We start from the raw sequence: 20,359 nt of genomic DNA on the forward strand, positions 1-20,359 counted from the left end.
CGTCAACGGAGCTAAAATACTCGTCAACGGAGCTAAAATACTCGTCAACGGAGCTAAAATACTCGTCAACGGAGCTAAAATACTCGTCAACGGAGTTCAAATACTCATTAACGGAGTTCAAGTCTTCGTTTCCAATCTCCGACTATTGGTGACAACTCCAGAAATAGGTAACGTTGTCAAGCGGTGCATCCAACAAGGTAATACCATTTCACTTTAATAATGATACAAATACGTTGGTAGGGGCACAGCATTGCTGTGCCCTTACGAGAAATCTATATGTATCAGGGTTTGTGTGAAACGGTATAAGTAGGGGGACAAAAATATTTACCGTCATTGCAAGCAAAGCGAAGCAATCCCAGTCTTGATGAGATTGCTTCGCTCCCTACCCTTCAGGAACACCAAGGGCAAACGCAATGACTAATATACCACTGCGTAAATCTACCACTGCGTAAATCTGCCCGCCTAACAAAACAAAGCCTGCGTAGGCAGGCTTTGTTTAGGTAGCTCCAGACTTTAGTCTGTAGGCGCTTTCATATTTTGGCAGGAGATTGAATAACTAATTTCAATCAACGTCTTTGACTGTCCTCTTCACTGTGTTGCCTGCATCCTCAGCTGTGCGCTTAACATTTTTACCAGCATCCTCAGCTCCACGCTGAACATTTGTCGTCACGTCGTCGGCAGCATTTTGGGTATTTCCCTTAATATTTTCAATTCCTCGCTGAGTCCCCTTAACAACACCTTTGCGAACTTCTTCAGCTGAACTGCCGATACCTTCACCAAAGTTCTTCACTCTTTCACCAAGGGGTGTACCTTGTTTGTAATTTTCACCATATTGCCCTGGGCTGTCAGCTCCTTTCTGATCAATATTCTTTTGAGCATTTTTTACCAGCGCATCAGATCTATCATTAGCTGCCTTTTCATCTAATCTGCCTCTGGGTTCTACATCACTAAAGTTATTTATTCCACCAGCAGGAGAAGAGAGAGGATAATCTTTTGTGGGATCGTATCGTTTGGAATAAGGTGATTGAGTGTCAGGCTGTGGTGGTTGTGTTGCTACTCCTGGAGCACCACAGGCTTGTGTCAGAAATAAGAATATTCCTGCTAAAAAAACAGTCAAAACTTTCAAGGGACGAATGTTTCTCAGCCAAGTCATTGCTTTTTTCATAGTTCTCACTCCTTGCATTTTTGTGACTAGTTAAACTTCAACCAAGATAGCATTTGCAATCTATTTCAAATCTCAAGTATTTCAAATCTCAAGCATTGAAACAAAATAAGGCTTCTATCTGCCTAATGCCGGATTTTTTTGTAATTCCGGTCTAGCACCCGCTTCCTCTGCGTTGCTCTTCAAAAAGCCGGAAGCTTCTTCAACAGCTTCTTTTACAGTCTCAAGACGATCTTTGACCCGATCTCCTACATTTGATTCATTCTGAATCAAACCACCGGGTTCAGGCTGGCGGAAGTCTTTATCTGTGATGATTGGCAGTTTTGCTTCTTTCTGGACTTGACCTGCTGGTGTCTTGCCACCAGGATAAAGTATCTCGGATTCTCCATTTGTAGCAATCAACAATTGCGAACTTGGTTGTAAGCTAGCTTGGTCGTGTCCCTGATTGGCTTTTGGGTTTGCTATTTTTGGATCAGTGGACATTCTGTAGTTGGTATACTTGTCTCCACCATTCTTATAAGGATTGTTTGCTCCGCCAGCTTGTACAGCAGGATTTTGTGGATTTGCACCTTGAGCATTTGCTCCAGTACAAGTAGTGCTAACTATCAACAGTCCAGCTAAAAAGATAGTTAATATCTGGCGCAATTTTATTTTTTTCAAGAATACTCTCACGGCGTTCACGTAGTTCTCCTTACTAAAATATTAATAAGCTAATAGTTTGCTGAATTATTGGATTAGTCAGCAAGTTATTGTGCTTGTGTTGCTTCCCTGACTTTTGATAACCTCTATGATATGAATAATAAAATTAACTTTACCTCTAGCGCAGGCCACATTTTTATTATTAATAATAAAATATTTTTATCTAACTGTAGAGAGATATAAAATAAAGTAATATCCTTTTCAAAAAAAAACTACATAAACCTGTTTAATACTTCAAAAGCTTTGAATAGGTAGCTGATGTACTGTAATAGTTGAGGCATTCAGCCCTTGTTGCTCTAACCGTTAAATTACTAAATTAATGAAGCAATTTTTACGCTGGATAATTTTGGGAGGAACGCTGTTTTTTTTAGGAAAAGCTCTGAAAGATAATTGGATTGAGGTGACTGCTATCCGCATTGATGATGTAGGATGGGCAATTATGGCGATCGCTACAGGGGTAACATTACTAGCACATACTTGGGCAGGCTGGATCTGGACTTGGATTTTGCAAGAGTTAAATCAACCTGTATCATCTCCCCAATTCATTCAAGTTTACCTAAAAACGAACATCGCGAAGTATTTACCAGGTAATATCTGGCATCACTACGGGCGAATCGTCGCCGCCAAAAATGCCAATATTCCTACAGGTGCAGCCACTTTGAGCGTTTTGCTGGAACCGCTACTCATGCTAGCGGCTGCTTTAATCATCATCGTCTTATGCAGTAGCCAATTTGCAGCAGCGAATACTACCCTTGTTATACAAATACTACAATTTCTGAGTTTAGCTGTAGTCCTTGGTGCGATTCATCCCTGGTTTTTGAACCCAGTTATTCACTTTTTGTATAAATTAAAAGCAAAAAAGTCTGCTGCTACCACTCAACCAACTGTTCCCTTCAGCCTTAAAAGCTACCCTTTACGTCCTTTGTTAGGAGAAGTGGGCTTTATGGGACTACGCGCCACTGGGTTTATATTAACTATATTTGCCTTGGGTTCGTTGAATGCGAATCAAATTCCTTTGTTATTAGGGGCTTTTAGTTGCGCTTGGTTATTGGGATTTGTTATACCGGGTGCGCCTGGTGGGTTAGGTGTGTTTGAAGCGACTGCGTATGAACTTTTACGACACCACTTTCCATCTGCCTTAGTATTTAGTGCGATCGCTCTATATCGCCTCATTAGTATTCTAGCTGAAACTGTGGGTGCTGCCCTAGCTTGCTTAGATGAACGCCTTGCAAAATCATGAATCAGGCAAAACTCATTTTTGTCTATCTACTTTCATCTGTGAAAACACACGATAACTATCGAGATTTAATTGCTGATTACTGCTTTGTTGTTCTTCTTCCATCTTAATCAAGTTATATTCTACATTTTCTGCATAAATGGCGAACGTGATATTAAAAATCTCGATAAAATTTATGACTCCTTTACATTCCTCTTCGGAATAGGTTTCGTAAAAACGAATTAAATGAGCAATCCGAGTTTCTAAATGTCTTCGGGCATTTCTACAAATCAAAATAATCTTTAATAATATAATTACCAATGTTAGAGCATGACCTTGGTTAATTAATAAGATAAATAATTGCGAAGGTTCTTTAGCATTTTCTGTAGTCAAGCAATCAATCACTCGATTACAGGTTCTCAAGAAAAATTCTTTAGTGATAATTTCTTGATTATAATCCCTCTTCCATAAGGATAAACTATGTGCAAACTGCTGCCGCCAAGTTTCGACTGATTCTTGATTTTCTACAGAAAAAAATAGATATTTTTCTAGGTTTATTTTAAATTCTTTCAGAGTTTGATTTTCTGTTTGTTTAATAAATATATGGGCAATATTATCATGACTAAATACGCCTCTTTTTAAGACAATTGCTTTTATTAAGCGCAGAGCTTGGTCTCCCAAAATACTGGGATTTTTATAGCGTGTTGTGCTTGAGACGGCAGATTGAGAACGAGCAATATACATTGCTAGTTCAAACTTAAATTTGTCTTTTATCTGTTTAGAAAGCCTTCTAGCAGCTTCTTGTTGCTCTTTAGGGTTCTTATTATTAACAGATTGATCGATCAATAAATAGGAAGTGTAGCGATTAGCCCAATGACCTTTAGATGATTCTTCATATTTAGTAGCAAATAATTTCAGATCCTTATAATCTTTGCTATTGGCAAAATTCTCTAACCAGATTTTACAAGTTTTTACTACTGGAGGATTATTATCCTTGATTTTCAGATTTTCATTAACAAATAAATTAACTAAGTCTTGGATATATTTGTCTTTTCGGTTAGTTTTCCAATTATTAACTATGATGTAGCAACAACGCTTAAGTGTATTATATAATTCCTGTTCCTTATCATCTAAAAAAATACTATATATTCCGGGTATATAATCGGAATATTCGGAATCAAGACCGTCTATAAATAAACCTTTGAATTCTCGTAAAATATCCTCTGGTGGCAGTTTCTTGACAATTTCCACAAAGAAGCTATAAACCTCCTCTTGGGCAGTTTGCACATCTAATTGTCTAGAGTTAGACGTAACACAATGGGGATTTTCCTGACTAATTGATAAACGATTAGCGGTCATTTCAGTTATCAGGACAAAAAGGCTTCCTGTTCAGATTATTACCAGCTTAACCTTGGGGAACAGGAGCATCAATCTATTCTTCAGAAATTCAGTCATTTTTTTACATAAATTTGATTAACTAGGACTATAAATAAAGTATTAAAGACAAATTGTTTAAAACTTCATCAAATAGTTCAGTGAAATTACTTATTTATAACCAGAAAAGACTATACATACATACATAAATATATGGATATGGGCGGGTTTATCTATAGATTTAGATACAACCCGCCCATACCTTCTATCGAAGCCTTTCGGTATTTTAAATTTTTAGTGGGGGTGGAGGGACTTGAACCCACACGACCTTTTACGGTCAACGGATTTTCATTCTCCCGCAGTTTTCACTACTACCTGATGACAATAGCCAGCTCAGATTTTGAGAATCGGACTCTCCCTTTACCCTCGACTTAACGTTAGGGTAGCTCCCGTCGGGTCTCTGCACCTTCCGAACAGTTGATGAGTTAGGAGTTAGGAGTTATGAGTTTTAAATTTACTCAACACTCAACACTCATGACTCAAGACTTTCTTCGGCTTGGCTCAGGATTGCCATGTCTGTCACCAGATTTAGGTTTCCCTGAGTTTGAGAGCTTCCACTTGAGGGATTTCTCCTTCAAGGCTCAATTATTTAAGTCCGTAGCGTCTACCATTCCGCCACACCCCCAAAGGTGTTTGGCAACTAGTGTAACTAGTTATTTTCTAGAGGTAGCAAATACCTCCTTATCTATTCCACCATCAATTGTGTCTTTTGTCCAACTAGATTGAAAATATTTTTTCCAGATTGTGCGATCGCTTGCCAAAGTTGCAAGTCTTCTTGGTTTTCTCGTAATTAATCTGGATGAGTTTTCGATTTTGTCTGACTAGAGCATTTGTTTGCTAGTGGATTCACATAATAGCATGATATTAGCTTTTGTAATGAAATCCGTTGAATCGCCCACATTAAAAGTACTCCAGCCCGCCAATGCGCTTTCGCCTCCTTGTTAGCGGTTTCGAGGAATTCTGGCGCAGTTATGTTAAAAGCATTATGACTATACTTCTCTGAGTCTGTCTCTTCAGCCTATGATGGAAAACAGATGCTTAAGACTTGAAAGTTATGATTGTCGCCCTGCTATATCTGGTTTTGGCTGGAGCTTACCTTCTGGTAATCCCCATTGCTGTTTTGCTGTACCTGAAGCAGCGTTGGTATGTAGCTAGCTCGATTGAGCGTGTCTTTATGTACTTTTTGGTGTTTTTCTTCTTTCCGGGTCTGTTGGTTTTATCGCCGTTTGCAAATTTCCGACCCCAACGGCGACAAGTTCAAGTTTAACGAGATTGGTAGGTCATAACTCTCATGCGACGGATTGACGCTATTGGAATTGGCTTGGGTGTTTTTATTGCCGGCGGCTTGGCATATTTGGGATTGCAGCTAGTCGGTTTGGATAATCAGAAAGCTGGTATATGGAGCCAAGTCTTACTAGTCAGTGGGTTAGTTGGCTGGTTAGCCACCTATTTTTTCCGTGCGGTGGGACAAAAAATGACCTACCACCAACAGCGGGAACAGTATGAGCAAGACTTTCTGCAAAAGCGGCTAGACGAGCTTACTCCCGAAGAACTAGCACGAATTCAAGCCGAAATAGAACAAGAAGAGCAATCTCAGGTGTAAAGTTATCATTGGTCAGTTGTCGTTGGTCATTTGTGACCAATGACCAATGACCGATGACAAATGACTAATGACAAATGACTAATGACTGCAATTTCTGATTGCTTTAAAACCCTTGGGCACAATCGTGAGTGCGCTCTGATTCCCTTTATCACTGCTGGCGATCCAGATTTAGAAACAACAGCAAAAGCCTTGCAGGTTCTAGATCGTAGTGGAGCCGATATTATAGAAGTGGGTATACCTTACTCCGATCCTCTGGCTGATGGGCCAGTAATTCAAGCTGCTGCTACCCGCGCCTTGCAAAGGGGTACGAAATTGGAGCAGGTGCTAGAAATGCTGCAAGAGATTACTCCCAAATTGCGATCGCCGATTATTCTGTTAATCTATTACAACTCAATTTTGCACCGGGGAATTGAAAAATTTCTTCAGCAAATTGCTGCTGCTGGGGTTGCAGGATTGGTAATACCTGACTTGCCCTTGGAGGAAGCCGCAGGATTGCTCCAAGCAGCTAGTGAGATGGGAATTGACGTAATCTTGTTGGTAGCTCCCACCAGTTCTGCTGAACGGATCGAAGCGATCGCTCGTTCTTCCCAAGGATTTATTTATTTAGTCAGCGTTACTGGGGTAACAGGAGTGCGAGCGCAACTGGAAATCCGCGTGTCCGATTTACTCAAACAAATTCGTAGTGTTACTGATAAACCCATCGCAGTCGGCTTTGGCATCTCCGAAGTTGCCCAAGCCCGACAGGTAATGGAATGGGGCGCAGATGGTGCGATCGTGGGTAGCGCTGTTGTCAAACGGTTAGCCCAAGGGACACCAGAGCAGGGACTAAATGCGATCGCTCAATTTTGCCAAAGTCTCAAGGCAGCCATCAAGACCACCAACACCAGTACAAATACTCCTCTTGATTAGACGGAGAAAGTAGATTAAAAAAGATAACAGTGTAGTTTTTCTATCCTTATTTGGTAGACAATTTGACCATTATGGTCTTGAATATTAACATCAGATATGATGATGTAAAAAAACTAGCTGATAGAGTCGCTTATAGTTTGAGTATTATGTGAAATCAAGTAGGCATAATTTATGAGTGTGAGAGTGAGTCAGTCAAAAATGATTATAGTTACGTCGCAATCGAGGAGCAAAGGCGATGAGTGAGAGTATGGCATTTATCGGCGGGGTTGCCGTAGCTGGGCTGGCGGCTCTCGTATTGCTAAAAGGAACCAATACCCCTCTACAATCTAACTTCGCTGTTGCTCCGCAAATCCCAGGTGTAGTAGCGCCCCAAGGAATGCAGCCACAAATGTATCCTTACGGGCCTTATGGGCAACCAATGTATCCCAATCAGGTTCAGCCACCGACTGGTACTAATACTGACCAGCGCCAAGAGATGGAGAAGTTGAACACGCAGATGCAGCTGGAGCGTTTAAAAAACGACAATGAACAGTTAAAGTTGCAAAATCAACAACTCCAGGGCCAAGTTCAAAATTTCAATACTCAGCAGCAGTGGCAATTAGCCCAGCAGAATAACCAACCAAAAACAGCAGCAACATTCCAACCGCAAAATAGTTGGTGGTCTTCACCCGTGCTTTGGGCTGTGGGAGGCGCAACTCTCACTATTGGTGGTGGTGTTGTTGTCGCTGGGGTATTGGCTTTGTTCTCACCACGGCAGCGTCCAGCCCGTACTGTACAAGTTATTCACCCTTACCAAGGAAATACGCCGCCCTTGGTTCCAGTCCGTCGTGCTGAGTTTCTGCCTGCTTCGCGGATGGAAGCAAGACGAGTTGAAGCCCCAGAATACGACGAAATGCACGGATAGGGAAAATAAAACCACAGATAAATATCGTTTCCAGGTATAATCTGGAAATGATATTTATTGGGTTGCTGCTGCGAATTTGGGAGGCGGCAGCCCTGATTTAGCCATTACCAGCCAGAAACTGGGAACGAGATAAACTGTGCTTACTGATAACTGTTAAAAGTCAGTTTTAGGAGTTTCTGTGCTATTAGGACTCTCTGTAGTTGCAGGTTGATTAGTATCAGGAAGTTTCTGTTGGGTATTTTTCTGATTACCTTGATTTTTTAGCTCAGTGAGTGCCTGTTTTGCCAGATTTTCGGCTGCTTGTTTAAATAATGGTTCTATTCTATTTCGCCAATATTGAGTATTAGGCAACTTTTCTGGATGGTTTCTATAATCTAAAACTTTATCCCATTTACCATCATCTATTGCTTTATTAATCTCATTAGATAAAGCCTCCGCCTTCGCCCAATCTTCCTGCCATTGGGCAATCATTTTGCCTGTTTCTTGGATACCAGAAGCAGCATTTGCCGGAACCGATCTTAAAAGTGCGATCGCTCCAATTATATCCCCTGAATCATACTTATTTTTTGCTTGTTCGATAATATTGGCATTGTTATCACTAGGTTGTGATCGTTCTGATTTACCAGTATCGTCAGTTGACCCCTTCGGCTTTTCTGGTAATGGACTTACTATATCCCTAGATTTTGGTTTTGGCTTGGGAATTGTTCGAGTCGCAATCAAGCTACTATCATCTACAATCCTAGTTGCAATACCCTTTTCGCGCAGGCAAGAACCCCATTGATCTTTATTGGCTATGACATCTGGGTGTGCCCAAGCCAAACCACCAGATTTAAGCTTAACTTCTATCCAACCTCGTTTTGTTCGCTTGCCAGTCACCTCGAAATTGGTGTTATTAGCAACAGTTTGCACAATATTATCAGAATTTATCGAACTAGGTTCAGAACGGATATTAGAATTTCCGACAACAACAGCCGAGCATTTATTTGCTAAGGTGGTATCCTTACCTGTAAGATTTAAAGCTAAATTTTTCACATTTGGATATACATTTGCTACCAAGGCAGCCGCACCACCCGCCAGTAATATGCCAATTAATATCGGCCAGGGGTCGGATTTACCAGAGTCTTTACGCGCAGGTTTAGCAGGGACAGGATTGGCTGGTGCAACTGCAATAGTTTGCAGCCGAGATACTTGAGGCTGGGATTTGGCTGCTTGGTAACTAGAATTTTTGGCGGCTTCTTGAGGTGTGGAAAGTGCAGGTACTGGATTAATCGCGTCTTTACATGCTTGTAGTGCTTCCGTAGCGTTTTGGTAGCGGTCTTTGAAGTGATAACGCACCATCTTGGACAACACTGCTGCCAGTCGATGGTTTACGGTTACTGAATGCCGCCAGATAACTTCCCCCGTTTCTGGGTCTTCTTGCAATTCTGTTGGCTGTAATCCTGTTAGTGCTTGAATGGCAATAATGCCAAGGGAATAGATATCGCTGTTAGGACGGGGTTTACCTTGCCCTTGTTCTGTGGGCATATAGCCAGGAGTGCCAATAACTACTGTGGCAGAGGCTTGTCCGCCCACTGTCACCATCTGTGTACGCAGTTGCTTCACTGCCCCAAAATCAACTAAAACTAACTTATTATCTGAGGCACGGCGAATGATATTATCCGGTTTGATGTCGCGGTGAATCACGCCTTGGCGATGGACAAATTCGAGAATCTCTAGAACTTCTTGCAAAAGTTGAACTACCTGGCTTTGACTCCAGCGCTTACCAGGTATAAGTTCCTCAGCTAGGGTATGTCCTTCAATATATTCTTGTACTAAATAAAACTCTTGGTTTTCGTCAAAATACGCTAGCAGCCTGGGTATTTGGTCATGGTTGCCCAGTTTTTCTAAGGTTTCGGCTTCGCTGTTGAACAGGCGTTTAGCAGTATCAAAAACTCTGGGGTCAGTTCCGGGTTTGAGGTGCTTGACAACACAAATGGGATTGCCAGGCCGCCTAGTATCTTGGGCAATGTAGGTTTGACCAAATCCTCCCATCGCGAGGACTCGAATTACTTGGTAACGATGGTCTAGTAGCTTGCCTATCATATTCCCTCCCCAGAGTTATTACCTAATTTTCCAGCTGGTAATAAATATCTCCAAATTTTCTTCAATGAAATCCGCTATCTTGAGAAAAGATTTAGATTAAAAACGCAGCTTTTTAATAAACGCAGACTGTTTATTTTTCTTTTAGTGCCCCTGTTTATTACCAATGCCACCTAAAATAACAAATCCAGTTGCATGGCAGCAGGCTGAAATCCTCATGCAACCTGCTTTCATTCGCGTTGTCGACAATATCCGCAAGCAGCTTGATGAATCTTCCTGGACGGGAACTTACCATGATGTCCTGATTTGGCCGCCTAGCACCACTGATGAAATCAAAGCATTGGTGACTGAGCTATTGCAAGCAATGGAAACCGCAACGCCCCAAGAAGCAGATGAAATCAGAGGAACTCTGGCTCGTCTGCCGATGCCCCATCCAGGATATCATCTACGTTTGCAGCGTCAACAGCAAGAAGCGAGTATCGATTTGTGGGAACTGTGTTATCAGGTGTGTTTTCTTGAATACAGCCCAGAGAAGGAAGTTGCTGATATTGATACTAGTTTAATCGATGAATTCGGTGAAGTGGATTGGCTGCGTTTGGATGCTAAGTCAAAGGAGTTGGTTGAGGAGGCGTTTGCTAAATTGCCAGAGAGCTGAAGCCCTCAAAATAGAATACACGAACAAAGCCCACCTGCGTGGGCTTATGAGGTAATGCGATCGCTTTTTCCTCAAGCTGCAAAATCTTCACTCATACGGCTGTAGTCTATTGAGTTAGTAAATTCTGACTGTGTTTTCAATTTGGCGAGAAATTCTTCCATCCCTGGTATTTCTAATTGATCGAATGTGATTTGATTATCTGGATTCTTAGCCGAAATATTTGTAATCGCTTGTAGAGTCATCTTGGTTGTTTCTGAGACAGTTTTATTTTGGACAAGAAATTGCTCCATTCCTGGTATTTGTAATTGAACAAATCTAGAATCATTTTCCATTACTTCACTCAAACGCTTCTGTGTATATGATGCTCATTACGCAGATACGCAAAGCAATGGACACCCATAAAGCAAATCTGAATACGCGCAATACGCAAAGTACGCAGATTAATGGAAATGCGATATTCTGAAAAGTATGAATAGTCCGCAGTTTAATGAAGCTCTGGAAAGGCTAAGGAAAGCACCTCGCAAAGTAGAGGTGTTGAAGTTGTTGCTGGCTGGATACACTAATAATGAGATTGCTCAGTCTAGGGGACGTGCAAAAGGAACTGTACGCAAGCAAATCTCAAATGTATATAAAGATTTTGGTATTAAAAGCGAATTTCCAGGCGATCGCCCTTTAAGAGACAAGTTAAAGGATCTATTTCTCAAGTACAAACCTGAGTGGGTAAGTAATTGCTCTCCTGCTATTACTAATGAAACTAGTAACCAATTGGGAAAGGTAAACTATGACGCTGTGCCTTCTTTAGTTTCATCAGGTAACGAAATTTTAGAAGAATCTGGGGAGGAATTGATGTTTTTGTCTATCAATATACTTGAGGCGCTCGGTTTTGAGCAAAAGTTTAAGATGAGCAAGACATCGCAATATGTAGGCTATCGACTTAAAAATCCTGAAAAAGGAAGTAATCCTTATCAAATTATTTTATTAAAACAGAAAGAGCGTTTATCTATTTCTATCCCTTTAGATATTTTAGAACCACATTTACTCAACCTAAAGTATTGGGAATACAGTGATGCCGTAGAAGAGATATGCCTTTGTACCAAGGGAAGGTTTTGGGTATTACCTAATAAAAAAGATATTTTTTTAGAATCACTCCATCTTAATTATTGGCACATCTTGCAAGTTGAAGGTAAAACAGTGGGCGATTGTTGCATAAATACATGTTATAAGAAAGATCCTCCACTTGAAATAATGTGGGCTGCTATGAATGGTTATGAAGAATACGAGCGCAGATACATTGCTTTCTCCAATATCACCTTAGAGGAATTTAACCCGGAAAGTTTGAGTGATGGTAGGGCTTACTTAATAGTCAATTACGACGAGCGTTTTAATGATAAGTGGAATATGTGGAAAGTATCCATTAATTTAAAGGAAGTCCTGCAAGAGTTTTTTAGTTATTTTGGAAAAGTTTTAATGGATAAGCATTAATAGATGGAACGTATTTTAGATACAACATATTATGCGAAGATTCATTATTTATGGACATCCAGCTATTCGCACAGAAATAAATTTATATGAACAAGCCTGAAGAAGAATTAGAATTACATTTAAGACCCCGTGCGACAGAAACAGTATCAATAAAGATACCAACAGATACATTGCGATCGCTCCAAAAAGTAGCAGCCAGTCAAGATATATCACCTGAAGCCTTGCTCAAGTTATATATTGGGCAGGGTTTGCGGCAAGATTTAGCCAAGTTATGGTCTGAGTAAGTACTGGAATAAACCGCTCAAGTTATAGCAAGACATATCCTTTCCGATTTTTGTACAGATGCGGTAAATAAGTGATTAACTGGACTTGATATAAGACCTCGTTGGTGAATTTAAAATCTAAAAAGCTAGAAAGCTACAAACTCACTAAAGATTTCCTGATATTTTCCGAGTAAGCTTGAAACAACAAATAATCAGAAAGTGTCTGAATTATTGTTCTAATAAATTTGCAACTTATGAAAAAAGCTATAATTTATCGATACCGTACTTATGGACTAGTTGGGTTAATATCCTTAACCACTGTATTAAGTACAGCTACATCTGCCTTAACACAATTGGCAGGCGATTCCCCAATTGGGCAAACTCCTATCCCTACTTCTAACTTAATCTGGCCAACTAAAGGGTTTATTTCTCAAGGCTTCCGCAAATATCAACATGAAGGAATTGATATTGCAGGGGCGTCTGGAACTCCTGTTGTGGCTGCGGCATCCGGTACAGTTGTTAAAGCAGGTTGGGATAATTGGGGATTAGGAAATGCCATAACTATTAAACATCTTCATGGCAGCATTACTGTTTATGGCCACAATCGCCGTTTGTTGGTGAGCAAGGATCAACAGGTCATTCAAGGTGAAATTATTGCCGAGATGGGATCTACAGGCAATAGTACAGCACCTCATCTGCACTTTGAAGTTCATCCAAATGGTCGAGTAGCAGTTGACCCCCTTCGTTTGTTGATATCCGTAACTGCAAGTGTTGGCTCCGATTCTAGAGTTCAGCAAGTAGATAACCAAAACCGCCCAGTCTCACCACCCCCAGTAGTAAATCAAGTTTCAGCTTCACAGCCAATTCCAATAGGTTTTACACCTGTAAGCGCTGATACTAAATGTAATGGAGTTACCATCATTCAAGGTGAGACAGCAAGCATTCGTGTAAAAGTCTGTGAAGAAAATGGTCAGTTATTTTATATTGGGCAATTGAAGCAAGACCCAAGCAAGCCTATAAAAATAACAGCTTTGAATATTGGTAAAAGCAGATATCGAGCAGATAATGGGAGTTTTTATTATTTAGTCACTCCAGAAAAAGTGGAAGTTTGGCGAAATGGCAGTCAGATTCGTTCTGACAGTTTTTATAGTTTAACCAAATCGCCTTGATATTCTTTCTACCTTACTTTGGTGAAGGTGGTTATTTTAAATATTACTCTTTGCTATACCAGATTGTTAAAAACTTAACTACTACGCAGACTTTTTTTCGCTTACACTCAAGTTTTTAACTGCTTGATATCCCCTGCCTACAAAAGGGTGAGGCAGGGGGTGTTACAGCGATTAGATAAAACTTTCAGTTTAAATACACTTGCTAAAAGTTAAGTGTTAACTGAAGCAAGTGGTTGAGAGCCATTTGGCACAGAGCCATTATTTAGGATAGGCTGACGAGTTTTCAGGTCAAATTTGAAGCCATGTGGCAAAATATGAAGTTTTGCTCCACAAATTGCTAAAGACTCATCCTTCAAAATTTCACCCATATTGTTATATGTAGCTTCTGATTCATCAACAATCGTAACCGCACCTGCACCAATTACTTCAATTTGGTTATCTATCACTACCATAGCGGTATTTTCGTCAATCCCAAATCCCAAGACAGCAGGCTGTAGTATCAAAGCTGATATTAAACGTCCCAAGCGTCCGCGTTGGGAAAAATGCTGGTCAATTACTACCCCTGGTAAAAATCCCATACCTGGGCCCATTTTGACAGTTTCAATCCGAGGATGTGTTTCTGAGTCGCCTTCCACAATCATTACGTCTGGCATCACAGCAGCTCCGGCACTTGTGCCTGCGATAACTACACCTTCAGAGAACCGTTTGTGAATCGCCACATCGATTTCGGTGTCCTTGAGGATGCTGGTAATACGAGCTTGATCTCCCCCTGTAAAAAATACCCCAGTTGCTTTACCAATAGCTTCCAATGCGGTAGATGAAGATGCATCTTCACGGGTTTCTGTATCAATAATGCGAGCAGTTTCCGCTCCCAGCCGCTCAAACACTCTGATATAATTTTCTCCCACTTCTCTTGGTAGTTCTGTGGCTGCTGTCAGAATTACAATATATGCCTTTGTACCCCCAGCGCGTCGTACAAAATCCCGCAAAATTACGGAATCTCCCTCTTTATCTTCGGCTCCCCCAATAATTACTAACTGCCTTTTGATATTACTTTCCACCATGATGCCCCCCTGGATTTGAGTTAATAAATATCACTAAAACATGACAATTCAATGTATCAAATCATCCCTTTGATAGATTACTTGATAAAAGTAGGGTTAACATTTGCGTAGACGCATTCGCGGAGCGTCTCGTAGAGAAGCGGCTTGTCGTTAGACATCGCAATTAAACCAAAATAATTTTCCAATTAATAAATAAAATTCACAACGTCAACTGCCTCTAGAAGTATTTTCTAGAGGCATTGTCAGCTATATTGCTAATTATTGATTGGAGATTTATCGGGCGATGTAAGTAATTGGTATTGACCCTAGCTAGATGCAAATAGATATCTGATGGCAAGTCCTAATCAACCCGACTTCTGTTAAGCAAGTTGGTTAAGAAAAAACGTGCTTGTTCTAGTGGGAGATGCCTGGGTTTGCCTTGGTAGACAATTTGATACTCATTTATGTCTGCCCCATCTCCATGTCCAGAGATCAGCTTTTGGTGAAAAGCTTCGTCAGCAAGTTCTCGAATCTCATCTCTTAGAGCAGCTTGTGTGCTATTCATAACTTTGCTGTTTTTTTATGCTGTCTTTTTAATGCCTCATATATATTTATACAATTTTTGGATGAGTGTTGCACCATTCAAAGGTTATATCTTTGATTATTCATGAGGATGAATTGACTGTTATTGATTCCTGGCAGAAGATTGGGGATTAAATTATGCCTTAAGATAGTTAAAAATGCTTAGTAATAGAGTTAGCGTGGGTTCTGATTAACTCAGTGGCAAAGCCATCACTCTCCAAAATTAACCTGAGTCAATCTACAATCAATAAGTCTGAGTAACTACAACTCAGCATTAAAATTTCAGGGTGTTTAGCCGAAGGTTCGTAATCAATGGTTTTACAAAAAAGCAGTGAATTAGTCCGCATTAATGCTAGAAGAACGGATGTATTCGATATTTTCAACTTCAAGCATTACCTTGGCCCCAACCCTTATTTAAATGTAGGGGCGCTAGTGTTTGATTTTGCTCTAATTGACTCTAGAGAGCCTTTGCCCATTGAAGATTATATTGCCAGCATTGGCGATCGCTATCCAAATCTTCGCGATCAAACCTACGAATCTTATGGTCATTTATTTGCCCAAGTTGTGTCCGAAGTCGGAAAACTGGACATGGATTTACACCTTAACCACTGGAGCGTTAAGCCATATCCAAATCTCACGCGGATTAGCGTCCAATCACTACATGAACGCACAACTAGAGAGGTAGTCTACTTTGTTTGGGATTGGTTTGAAGCCATTACCCAAGACGAAGACTTTACTTTTGATGAGCAGCTGGTAAGGCTGCAAGATAAATTTCGCGCATCTGTCTACGGTGGCCCCACGGTTTACGCCCTATTGCGAACAGCCTACCAGAAAGGTATTCCCGTCTTTTATTTATGGGAAGAAGGATTGATGCAATACGGCTTGGGAAGAAAACACGTCCGGGGGGTAGCAACAACATTTAACTGTGATAGCCATCTAGATTCGGAGTTTACTACCCGAAAAGATGATTGTAAGGCATTTTTGAAAACCTTGGGTTTCCCAGTGCCTGAAGGTAGTATTGTCTTTTCAGAGAAAGAAGCCTTGGCAGCAGCAAGAGAAATTGGCTACCCAGTGGCAGTTAAGCCAGTGGTAGGTCACAAAGGAATTGGCGTCACGGCTGATATACAAGACTCAAAAGAACTGATATCTGCTTATAATCGGTCAGTAGCAGCGATTCCCGAAAATCAGCAAACCCGAATAATTGTTGAGAAAAGCATCTCAGGATCGGATTTTCGTTTGTTGTGTGTCAATGGTCGATTTGTCGCCGCCACAGAACGCCGTCCCGCATCAGTTGTGGGTGATGGGTATTTAACGCTTGCAGAGTTAATTCGCCAAGAGAACCGCAAACCTGCACGTTTAGACACACCAACCTCGCCGATGAGTAAAATTCAGATCGATGAAGCGATGGAACTCTACCTAGACGAACAGCGCTTATCATTAGACAGCGTGATTGAGAAAGGACGCACTGTTTACCTGCGTAAAGTTGCCAATCTTTCAGCCGGAGGTATGAGCATCGATGCAACCCCGACAGTTCATGCTGACAATATTATCTTGGCGCAAGATATTGCCCAACATTTCCAGCTAACTTGCCTGGGAATTGATGTGATCACCAAAAGTCTCGCAGAATCTTGGAAGTCTAGTAACTTTGCCATCCTAGAAATCAATGCTGCACCAGGCGTTTTAATGCATCTTAAACCTTCTGTTGGTGAAAGTGTTGATGTGCCTTCTCATATTTTAGAAACCTTTTTTGAGTCGGGTACAGATGCCAGGATACCAATTATTACCTTTAACAAAATCTCAGTTGAAGAACTACAAGCGACAATTGATCATCTACTTTTGCAAAATCCCAACTCGACAATAGGTGCTGTTTGTCGTGATGCCGTTTTTGTGAATCGCTCGAAAAAAGTATTAAGCAAAGATTACAACAGTAATGTCCAAACTTTGCTGCGTCATCCCAAAGTTGATTTGCTAATTGCCGAGTATCCTGAAGAAATCCTCGAAGAACAGGGCATATTTTACCAGAATAGTAATATCGTAGTTTTGGATAATCCCACTGAAACTGAGATGATTTTGGTGCGGGATGTTTTCGATGGTTCGACTGTGGTGATTAGAAAAGGCAACGATATTTCTATTCGTCGCAAAGGGTTGATTGAAGACTATAGTTTGGGTGAAGATGAACCATTTACGCGGGTTTATTTGAAAGAAACTGGAGCAATTTTGTAAGTTAACTAAATAGACGCTTCGGGATTGGGCATTGGGGACTGGGGAGCAAGGGAGCAGGGGAGAAGTTACAGTAAGTCTTTCGCCCCTCTTCCTCTTGTGCCCCATGCCCAATTTCCAGTCCAAGCTTCCAATGCTGGGGAGATTAAAGAGTGCTTGGAGTCAGCTAAACTAAAGAGGAAATTGCCTAATAAGTTTTAATAATGCTGTTATGAGTACTGATTCACCTGTTAATTCTCCCGAAAAACTTGAATCCACATTCGGGAAGCGTCTGAGAAACTTCTTAATTGTAATGGTAGCGATCGCACTTACTGTTGCCCTCGTCTTAGGATTGCGAACTGAAACAACCTCGGCAACTCTAGCCAAGTTAAGCGAAACTTCCACACCGTTAGAAGTAGCAATCAGCAACGGCAAACCATCTTTAGTAGAGTTTTATGCTGATTGGTGTACTGTCTGCCAAAAAATGGCACCAGATATCACTCAACTAGAAACAGAGTATGCTGACAAAATGAATTTTGTCATGCTGAATGTAGATAATACTAAGTGGCTGCCGGAAATGCTGAGATATCGGGTAGATGGGATTCCCCATTTTGTATTTTTGAGTCAGCAAGGAGAAACCATAGCCCAAGCGATCGGCGATCAACCTCGCACAATTATGGCTAGTAACTTAGAAGCTTTGGTTACTGGTTCCTCTCTCCCTTATGCTCAAGCTAGCGGCAAAGTTTCCAAGTTTTCAGCCCCAGTCGCACCAACAGCAAATCAAGACGATCCCCGCAGTCATGGCAGCCAGGTGGTAAATTAAAATAATTCGTAATTAAAGACTACTTAATACCCTAATATCTGCTATTCCATAACTAATCTCGATTTTTATCAGCACTACTCTTATTTACTTAATCTTCAAACAAGATGATTCATGTAAGAGATTGCCGTTTGAGACGCTTGTGAGCATACATTAATTCGTCAGACCTAGCGATTAGTTGTTTTAGTGACATATTGCTCTCTGGTGAGTAACGCTCTATGCCGATACTCATCGAAAGTTTATATCTACAGTTTTGCTGTTGATTAAAGTTAGCAATATTTGTTTGTAGATGCGCTTGGATACTATCAGCGTCCTTAAAGTAGCTAGAGATGAAAACAATGAACTCATCCCCACCCCAACGGGCAACAATATCTGAGTTCCGAAAACTTTGCTTAAGTAATCGACCAGCATCAATAATCAAAGCATCTCCCATGTCATGACCAAGGGTGTCGTTAACCTGTTTTAGTCCATCTAAATCAATGAACATAACCCAGCAAAACACTTTCATGCGGTGAGCAATTTTCAACTGCTGTGCAGCCATCAGCAAGAAAGCACGTCGGTTATACAAACCTGTTAGTTCATCAGTCAGCAATAACTGTCTTCCTTCGATCTCTGCTTGTTTGCGGTTACGAACTTCCTGAATGAGTTCCATTTGAGCGATCGCCTGACGACTTAGGCGGCGCAGTGCATCTAACTGCTGGTAACTTAGGTGATGAGGAATGGTATCCATCACACACAAAGTCCCAATTGCAAGACTATCGGGCGTAATTAGAGGGACACCAGCATAAAAACGAATTTTGGGATTACCTTTGACTAAGGGATTATTATTAAAGCGATCGTCTTTGATGGCATTGGGAACCACTAATATATCCTCTGGTTGAAGAATGGTGTGGGAGCAAAAACCCCAATCTCTGGATGTTTCACTACTTTTTAGTCCAACCTTAGATTTAAACCATTGGCGATCGCTATCAACTAAGCTAATTAAAGCAATTGGAGTCTTACAAATGTAGGCAGCAATAGCAGTTAGGTCATCAAATGCTTGTTCGGGCGGGGTATCTAGAATATTGTAGTTCGCTAGCGCTTTGAGCCTTTCTGCTTCATTGTCAGGTAGAGGAACAGCTTGGGTTTTCACAGATGAGTTTCTAAGCCTTAGCCAGGAAAGTCTGGGACGCTGGAAATTTTGGAACAACCGCAGCATTATTTTTTTAGCAACAAGGCTGCGTGACATAAATATCTCTGCAACGAAAATCAACATTCGGTTGAATATACAGAAATATTGTATTACATGATGTTCTTCATGCCTTTGGTTTGCTCTGTTGTTCATGTCACCCTAACTTTCTCTGTCAAATTCTCTAAGTAAGATACTTACAAGGTCTTTTGTCCACAGATGACTTCAAAAATATCAATTTTAACTAAAAATTATCAAAACTTATTATATGGTTAGAGTTCTTCATCATGGATTAATGTTTTTGACCTACTAATTTGTTTATACATAAGTTCCGAGGGTTAGAAACTGTTTCGGAGAACTTCTTCTCACAATTTGCTTGAGCGATCGCTTAACTTTGCAGCACAGTCTTGCTCATCTCTGCACGTCTACGCAGAGATGATACGATGTCCGGTTAAAGAGCGATCCTTAAAACCGTAGAGGGTTAAATGGAAGGGGTTTTTGAGATTATTGCATAGATTCGGAAATTATAACTAATATCAGGTTAGATTAAACACTTATAATATTCTGTAGGTTGGGTTGAGGAACGAAACCCAACATTTGATCCTTGTTCATGTTGCGTTCAACCCAACCTTGTATCTTAGAAGAAGTGGTAGATCGTCCCCCCTTACCAAGGGCAGGGGGGTTAAAACGATTTCAAATTCTCACGAATGATTTAGGACTGCTATATAAGCAACAGATACCTCGAAGTCATGTTGAAGTACTTAAAAGTCGTGTTGAGGTACTTCAAAGTCGTGTTGAGGTACTTCAAAGTTGTGTTGAGGTACTCCAAAGTCGTGTTGAGGTACTTCAAAGTCGTGTTGAGGTACTTCAAAGTCGTGTTGAGGTACTCCAAAGTCGTGTTGAGGTACTCCAAAGTCGTGTTGAGGTACTCCAAAGTCGTGTTGAGGTACTCCAAAGTCGTGTTGAGGTACT

Annotated in this window: 21 protein-coding genes; 13 read left to right on the forward strand and 8 right to left on the reverse strand. The window is 40.8% G+C overall.

Annotated elements, in window-relative coordinates; translation table 11 throughout:
- Positions 1-217, forward strand: a 217-nt coding sequence (locus V7L12_RS23645; RefSeq protein ID WP_442947916.1) for a hypothetical protein, incomplete at its 5' end; no start/stop codon positions are given.
- 345 nt (positions 218-562) lie between these two features.
- On the opposite strand, the gene V7L12_RS23650 is transcribed toward V7L12_RS23645, so the two are convergent.
- Both V7L12_RS23650 and V7L12_RS23655 read right to left on the reverse strand, forming a co-directional pair.
- Positions 563-1,165 carry a hypothetical protein gene (locus V7L12_RS23650; RefSeq protein WP_335088026.1) on the reverse strand — a complete coding sequence of 201 codons (603 nt, stop codon included), beginning with the start codon at positions 1,163-1,165 and terminating at the stop codon, positions 563-565.
- A 114-nt stretch (positions 1,166-1,279) separates the two neighbouring features.
- Positions 1,280-1,843 (reverse strand): DUF6658 family protein, encoded by a 564-nt coding sequence (locus tag V7L12_RS23655; RefSeq protein WP_335088028.1) that lies wholly within the window; start codon positions 1,841-1,843, stop codon positions 1,280-1,282.
- Between the two features lie 337 nt (positions 1,844-2,180).
- Here V7L12_RS23655 and V7L12_RS23660 point away from each other — a divergent pair, with 337 nt between their 5' ends.
- A complete protein-coding gene (locus V7L12_RS23660) occupies positions 2,181-3,101 on the forward strand; it encodes a lysylphosphatidylglycerol synthase domain-containing protein (protein WP_335088030.1) in 921 nt (306 codons plus the stop codon).
- Between the two features lie 12 nt (positions 3,102-3,113).
- On the opposite strand, the gene V7L12_RS23665 is transcribed toward V7L12_RS23660, so the two are convergent.
- A complete protein-coding gene (locus tag V7L12_RS23665; RefSeq protein ID WP_335088031.1) occupies positions 3,114-4,436 on the reverse strand; it encodes a hypothetical protein in 1,323 nt (440 codons plus the stop codon).
- Between the two features lie 1,129 nt (positions 4,437-5,565).
- On the opposite strand from V7L12_RS23665, the gene ndhL reads away from it, so the two are divergent.
- The 4 genes from ndhL to V7L12_RS23685 all read left to right on the forward strand — a co-directional run bounded on the left by ndhL (position 5,566) and on the right by V7L12_RS23685 (position 7,927).
- Complete coding sequence (gene ndhL, locus V7L12_RS23670) at positions 5,566-5,778, forward strand: NAD(P)H-quinone oxidoreductase subunit L (protein WP_334823475.1); 213 nt, start codon at positions 5,566-5,568, stop codon at positions 5,776-5,778.
- A gap of 24 nt (positions 5,779-5,802) precedes the next feature.
- Positions 5,803-6,114, forward strand: coding sequence for a DUF3007 family protein (locus tag V7L12_RS23675; RefSeq protein ID WP_292779821.1), 312 nt, complete (start codon positions 5,803-5,805; stop codon positions 6,112-6,114).
- A gap of 81 nt (positions 6,115-6,195) precedes the next feature.
- Positions 6,196-7,023: a tryptophan synthase subunit alpha gene (trpA, locus tag V7L12_RS23680; protein WP_335088033.1), complete on the forward strand. Its 828-nt coding sequence runs from the start codon at positions 6,196-6,198 to the stop codon at positions 7,021-7,023.
- 235 nt (positions 7,024-7,258) lie between these two features.
- Positions 7,259-7,927 carry a heterocyst differentiation related protein gene (locus V7L12_RS23685; RefSeq protein WP_335088035.1) on the forward strand — a complete coding sequence of 223 codons (669 nt, stop codon included), beginning with the start codon at positions 7,259-7,261 and terminating at the stop codon, positions 7,925-7,927.
- Between the two features lie 153 nt (positions 7,928-8,080).
- On the opposite strand, the gene V7L12_RS23690 is transcribed toward V7L12_RS23685, so the two are convergent.
- Positions 8,081-10,009, reverse strand: a complete 1,929-nt coding sequence (locus V7L12_RS23690) for a serine/threonine protein kinase (protein WP_335088037.1) — start codon at positions 10,007-10,009, stop codon at positions 8,081-8,083.
- A 163-nt stretch (positions 10,010-10,172) separates the two neighbouring features.
- Between V7L12_RS23690 and V7L12_RS23695 the strand changes: the two genes are divergently transcribed.
- Positions 10,173-10,661: a hypothetical protein gene (locus tag V7L12_RS23695; RefSeq protein ID WP_335088038.1), complete on the forward strand. Its 489-nt coding sequence runs from the start codon at positions 10,173-10,175 to the stop codon at positions 10,659-10,661.
- A gap of 71 nt (positions 10,662-10,732) precedes the next feature.
- Here V7L12_RS23695 and V7L12_RS23700 read toward each other — a convergent pair whose 3' ends face one another.
- Positions 10,733-10,993 carry a hypothetical protein gene (locus tag V7L12_RS23700; protein ID WP_335088040.1) on the reverse strand — a complete coding sequence of 87 codons (261 nt, stop codon included), beginning with the start codon at positions 10,991-10,993 and terminating at the stop codon, positions 10,733-10,735.
- A gap of 136 nt (positions 10,994-11,129) precedes the next feature.
- On the opposite strand from V7L12_RS23700, the gene V7L12_RS23705 reads away from it, so the two are divergent.
- The 3 genes from V7L12_RS23705 (at position 11,130) to V7L12_RS23715 (ending at position 13,575) form a co-directional block, all read left to right on the forward strand.
- Positions 11,130-12,143 carry a helix-turn-helix domain-containing protein gene (locus V7L12_RS23705; RefSeq protein WP_335088042.1) on the forward strand — a complete coding sequence of 338 codons (1,014 nt, stop codon included), beginning with the start codon at positions 11,130-11,132 and terminating at the stop codon, positions 12,141-12,143.
- Positions 12,144-12,229: 86 nt separating this feature from the next.
- Complete coding sequence (locus V7L12_RS23710; RefSeq protein WP_335088044.1) at positions 12,230-12,427, forward strand: hypothetical protein; 198 nt, start codon at positions 12,230-12,232, stop codon at positions 12,425-12,427.
- Positions 12,428-12,660: 233 nt separating this feature from the next.
- Positions 12,661-13,575 carry a M23 family metallopeptidase gene (locus V7L12_RS23715; RefSeq protein ID WP_335088046.1) on the forward strand — a complete coding sequence of 305 codons (915 nt, stop codon included), beginning with the start codon at positions 12,661-12,663 and terminating at the stop codon, positions 13,573-13,575.
- A gap of 209 nt (positions 13,576-13,784) precedes the next feature.
- Here V7L12_RS23715 and V7L12_RS23720 read toward each other — a convergent pair whose 3' ends face one another.
- Both V7L12_RS23720 and V7L12_RS23725 read right to left on the reverse strand, forming a co-directional pair.
- Positions 13,785-14,639 carry a cyanophycinase gene (locus tag V7L12_RS23720; RefSeq protein WP_334823488.1) on the reverse strand — a complete coding sequence of 285 codons (855 nt, stop codon included), beginning with the start codon at positions 14,637-14,639 and terminating at the stop codon, positions 13,785-13,787.
- 340 nt (positions 14,640-14,979) lie between these two features.
- A complete protein-coding gene (locus V7L12_RS23725; protein WP_334823490.1) occupies positions 14,980-15,183 on the reverse strand; it encodes a hypothetical protein in 204 nt (67 codons plus the stop codon).
- A 329-nt stretch (positions 15,184-15,512) separates the two neighbouring features.
- On the opposite strand from V7L12_RS23725, the gene V7L12_RS23730 reads away from it, so the two are divergent.
- Positions 15,513-17,423 (forward strand): ATP-binding protein, encoded by a 1,911-nt coding sequence (locus tag V7L12_RS23730; RefSeq protein WP_335088048.1) that lies wholly within the window; start codon positions 15,513-15,515, stop codon positions 17,421-17,423.
- Positions 17,424-17,631: 208 nt separating this feature from the next.
- A complete protein-coding gene (locus tag V7L12_RS23735; protein ID WP_335088050.1) occupies positions 17,632-18,222 on the forward strand; it encodes a thioredoxin family protein in 591 nt (196 codons plus the stop codon).
- A gap of 109 nt (positions 18,223-18,331) precedes the next feature.
- Here V7L12_RS23735 and V7L12_RS23740 read toward each other — a convergent pair whose 3' ends face one another.
- Entirely contained in the window at positions 18,332-19,447 is a 1,116-nt protein-coding gene (locus V7L12_RS23740; RefSeq protein ID WP_335088052.1) for a sensor domain-containing diguanylate cyclase, read from the reverse strand.
- 550 nt (positions 19,448-19,997) lie between these two features.
- On the opposite strand from V7L12_RS23740, the gene V7L12_RS23745 reads away from it, so the two are divergent.
- Positions 19,998-20,359, forward strand: a 362-nt coding sequence (locus V7L12_RS23745; RefSeq protein ID WP_335088054.1) for a hypothetical protein, incomplete at its 3' end; no start/stop codon positions are given.

This window comes from Nostoc sp., assembly GCF_036918245.1.
GTDB lineage: Bacteria > Cyanobacteriota > Cyanobacteriia > Cyanobacteriales > Nostocaceae > Nostoc.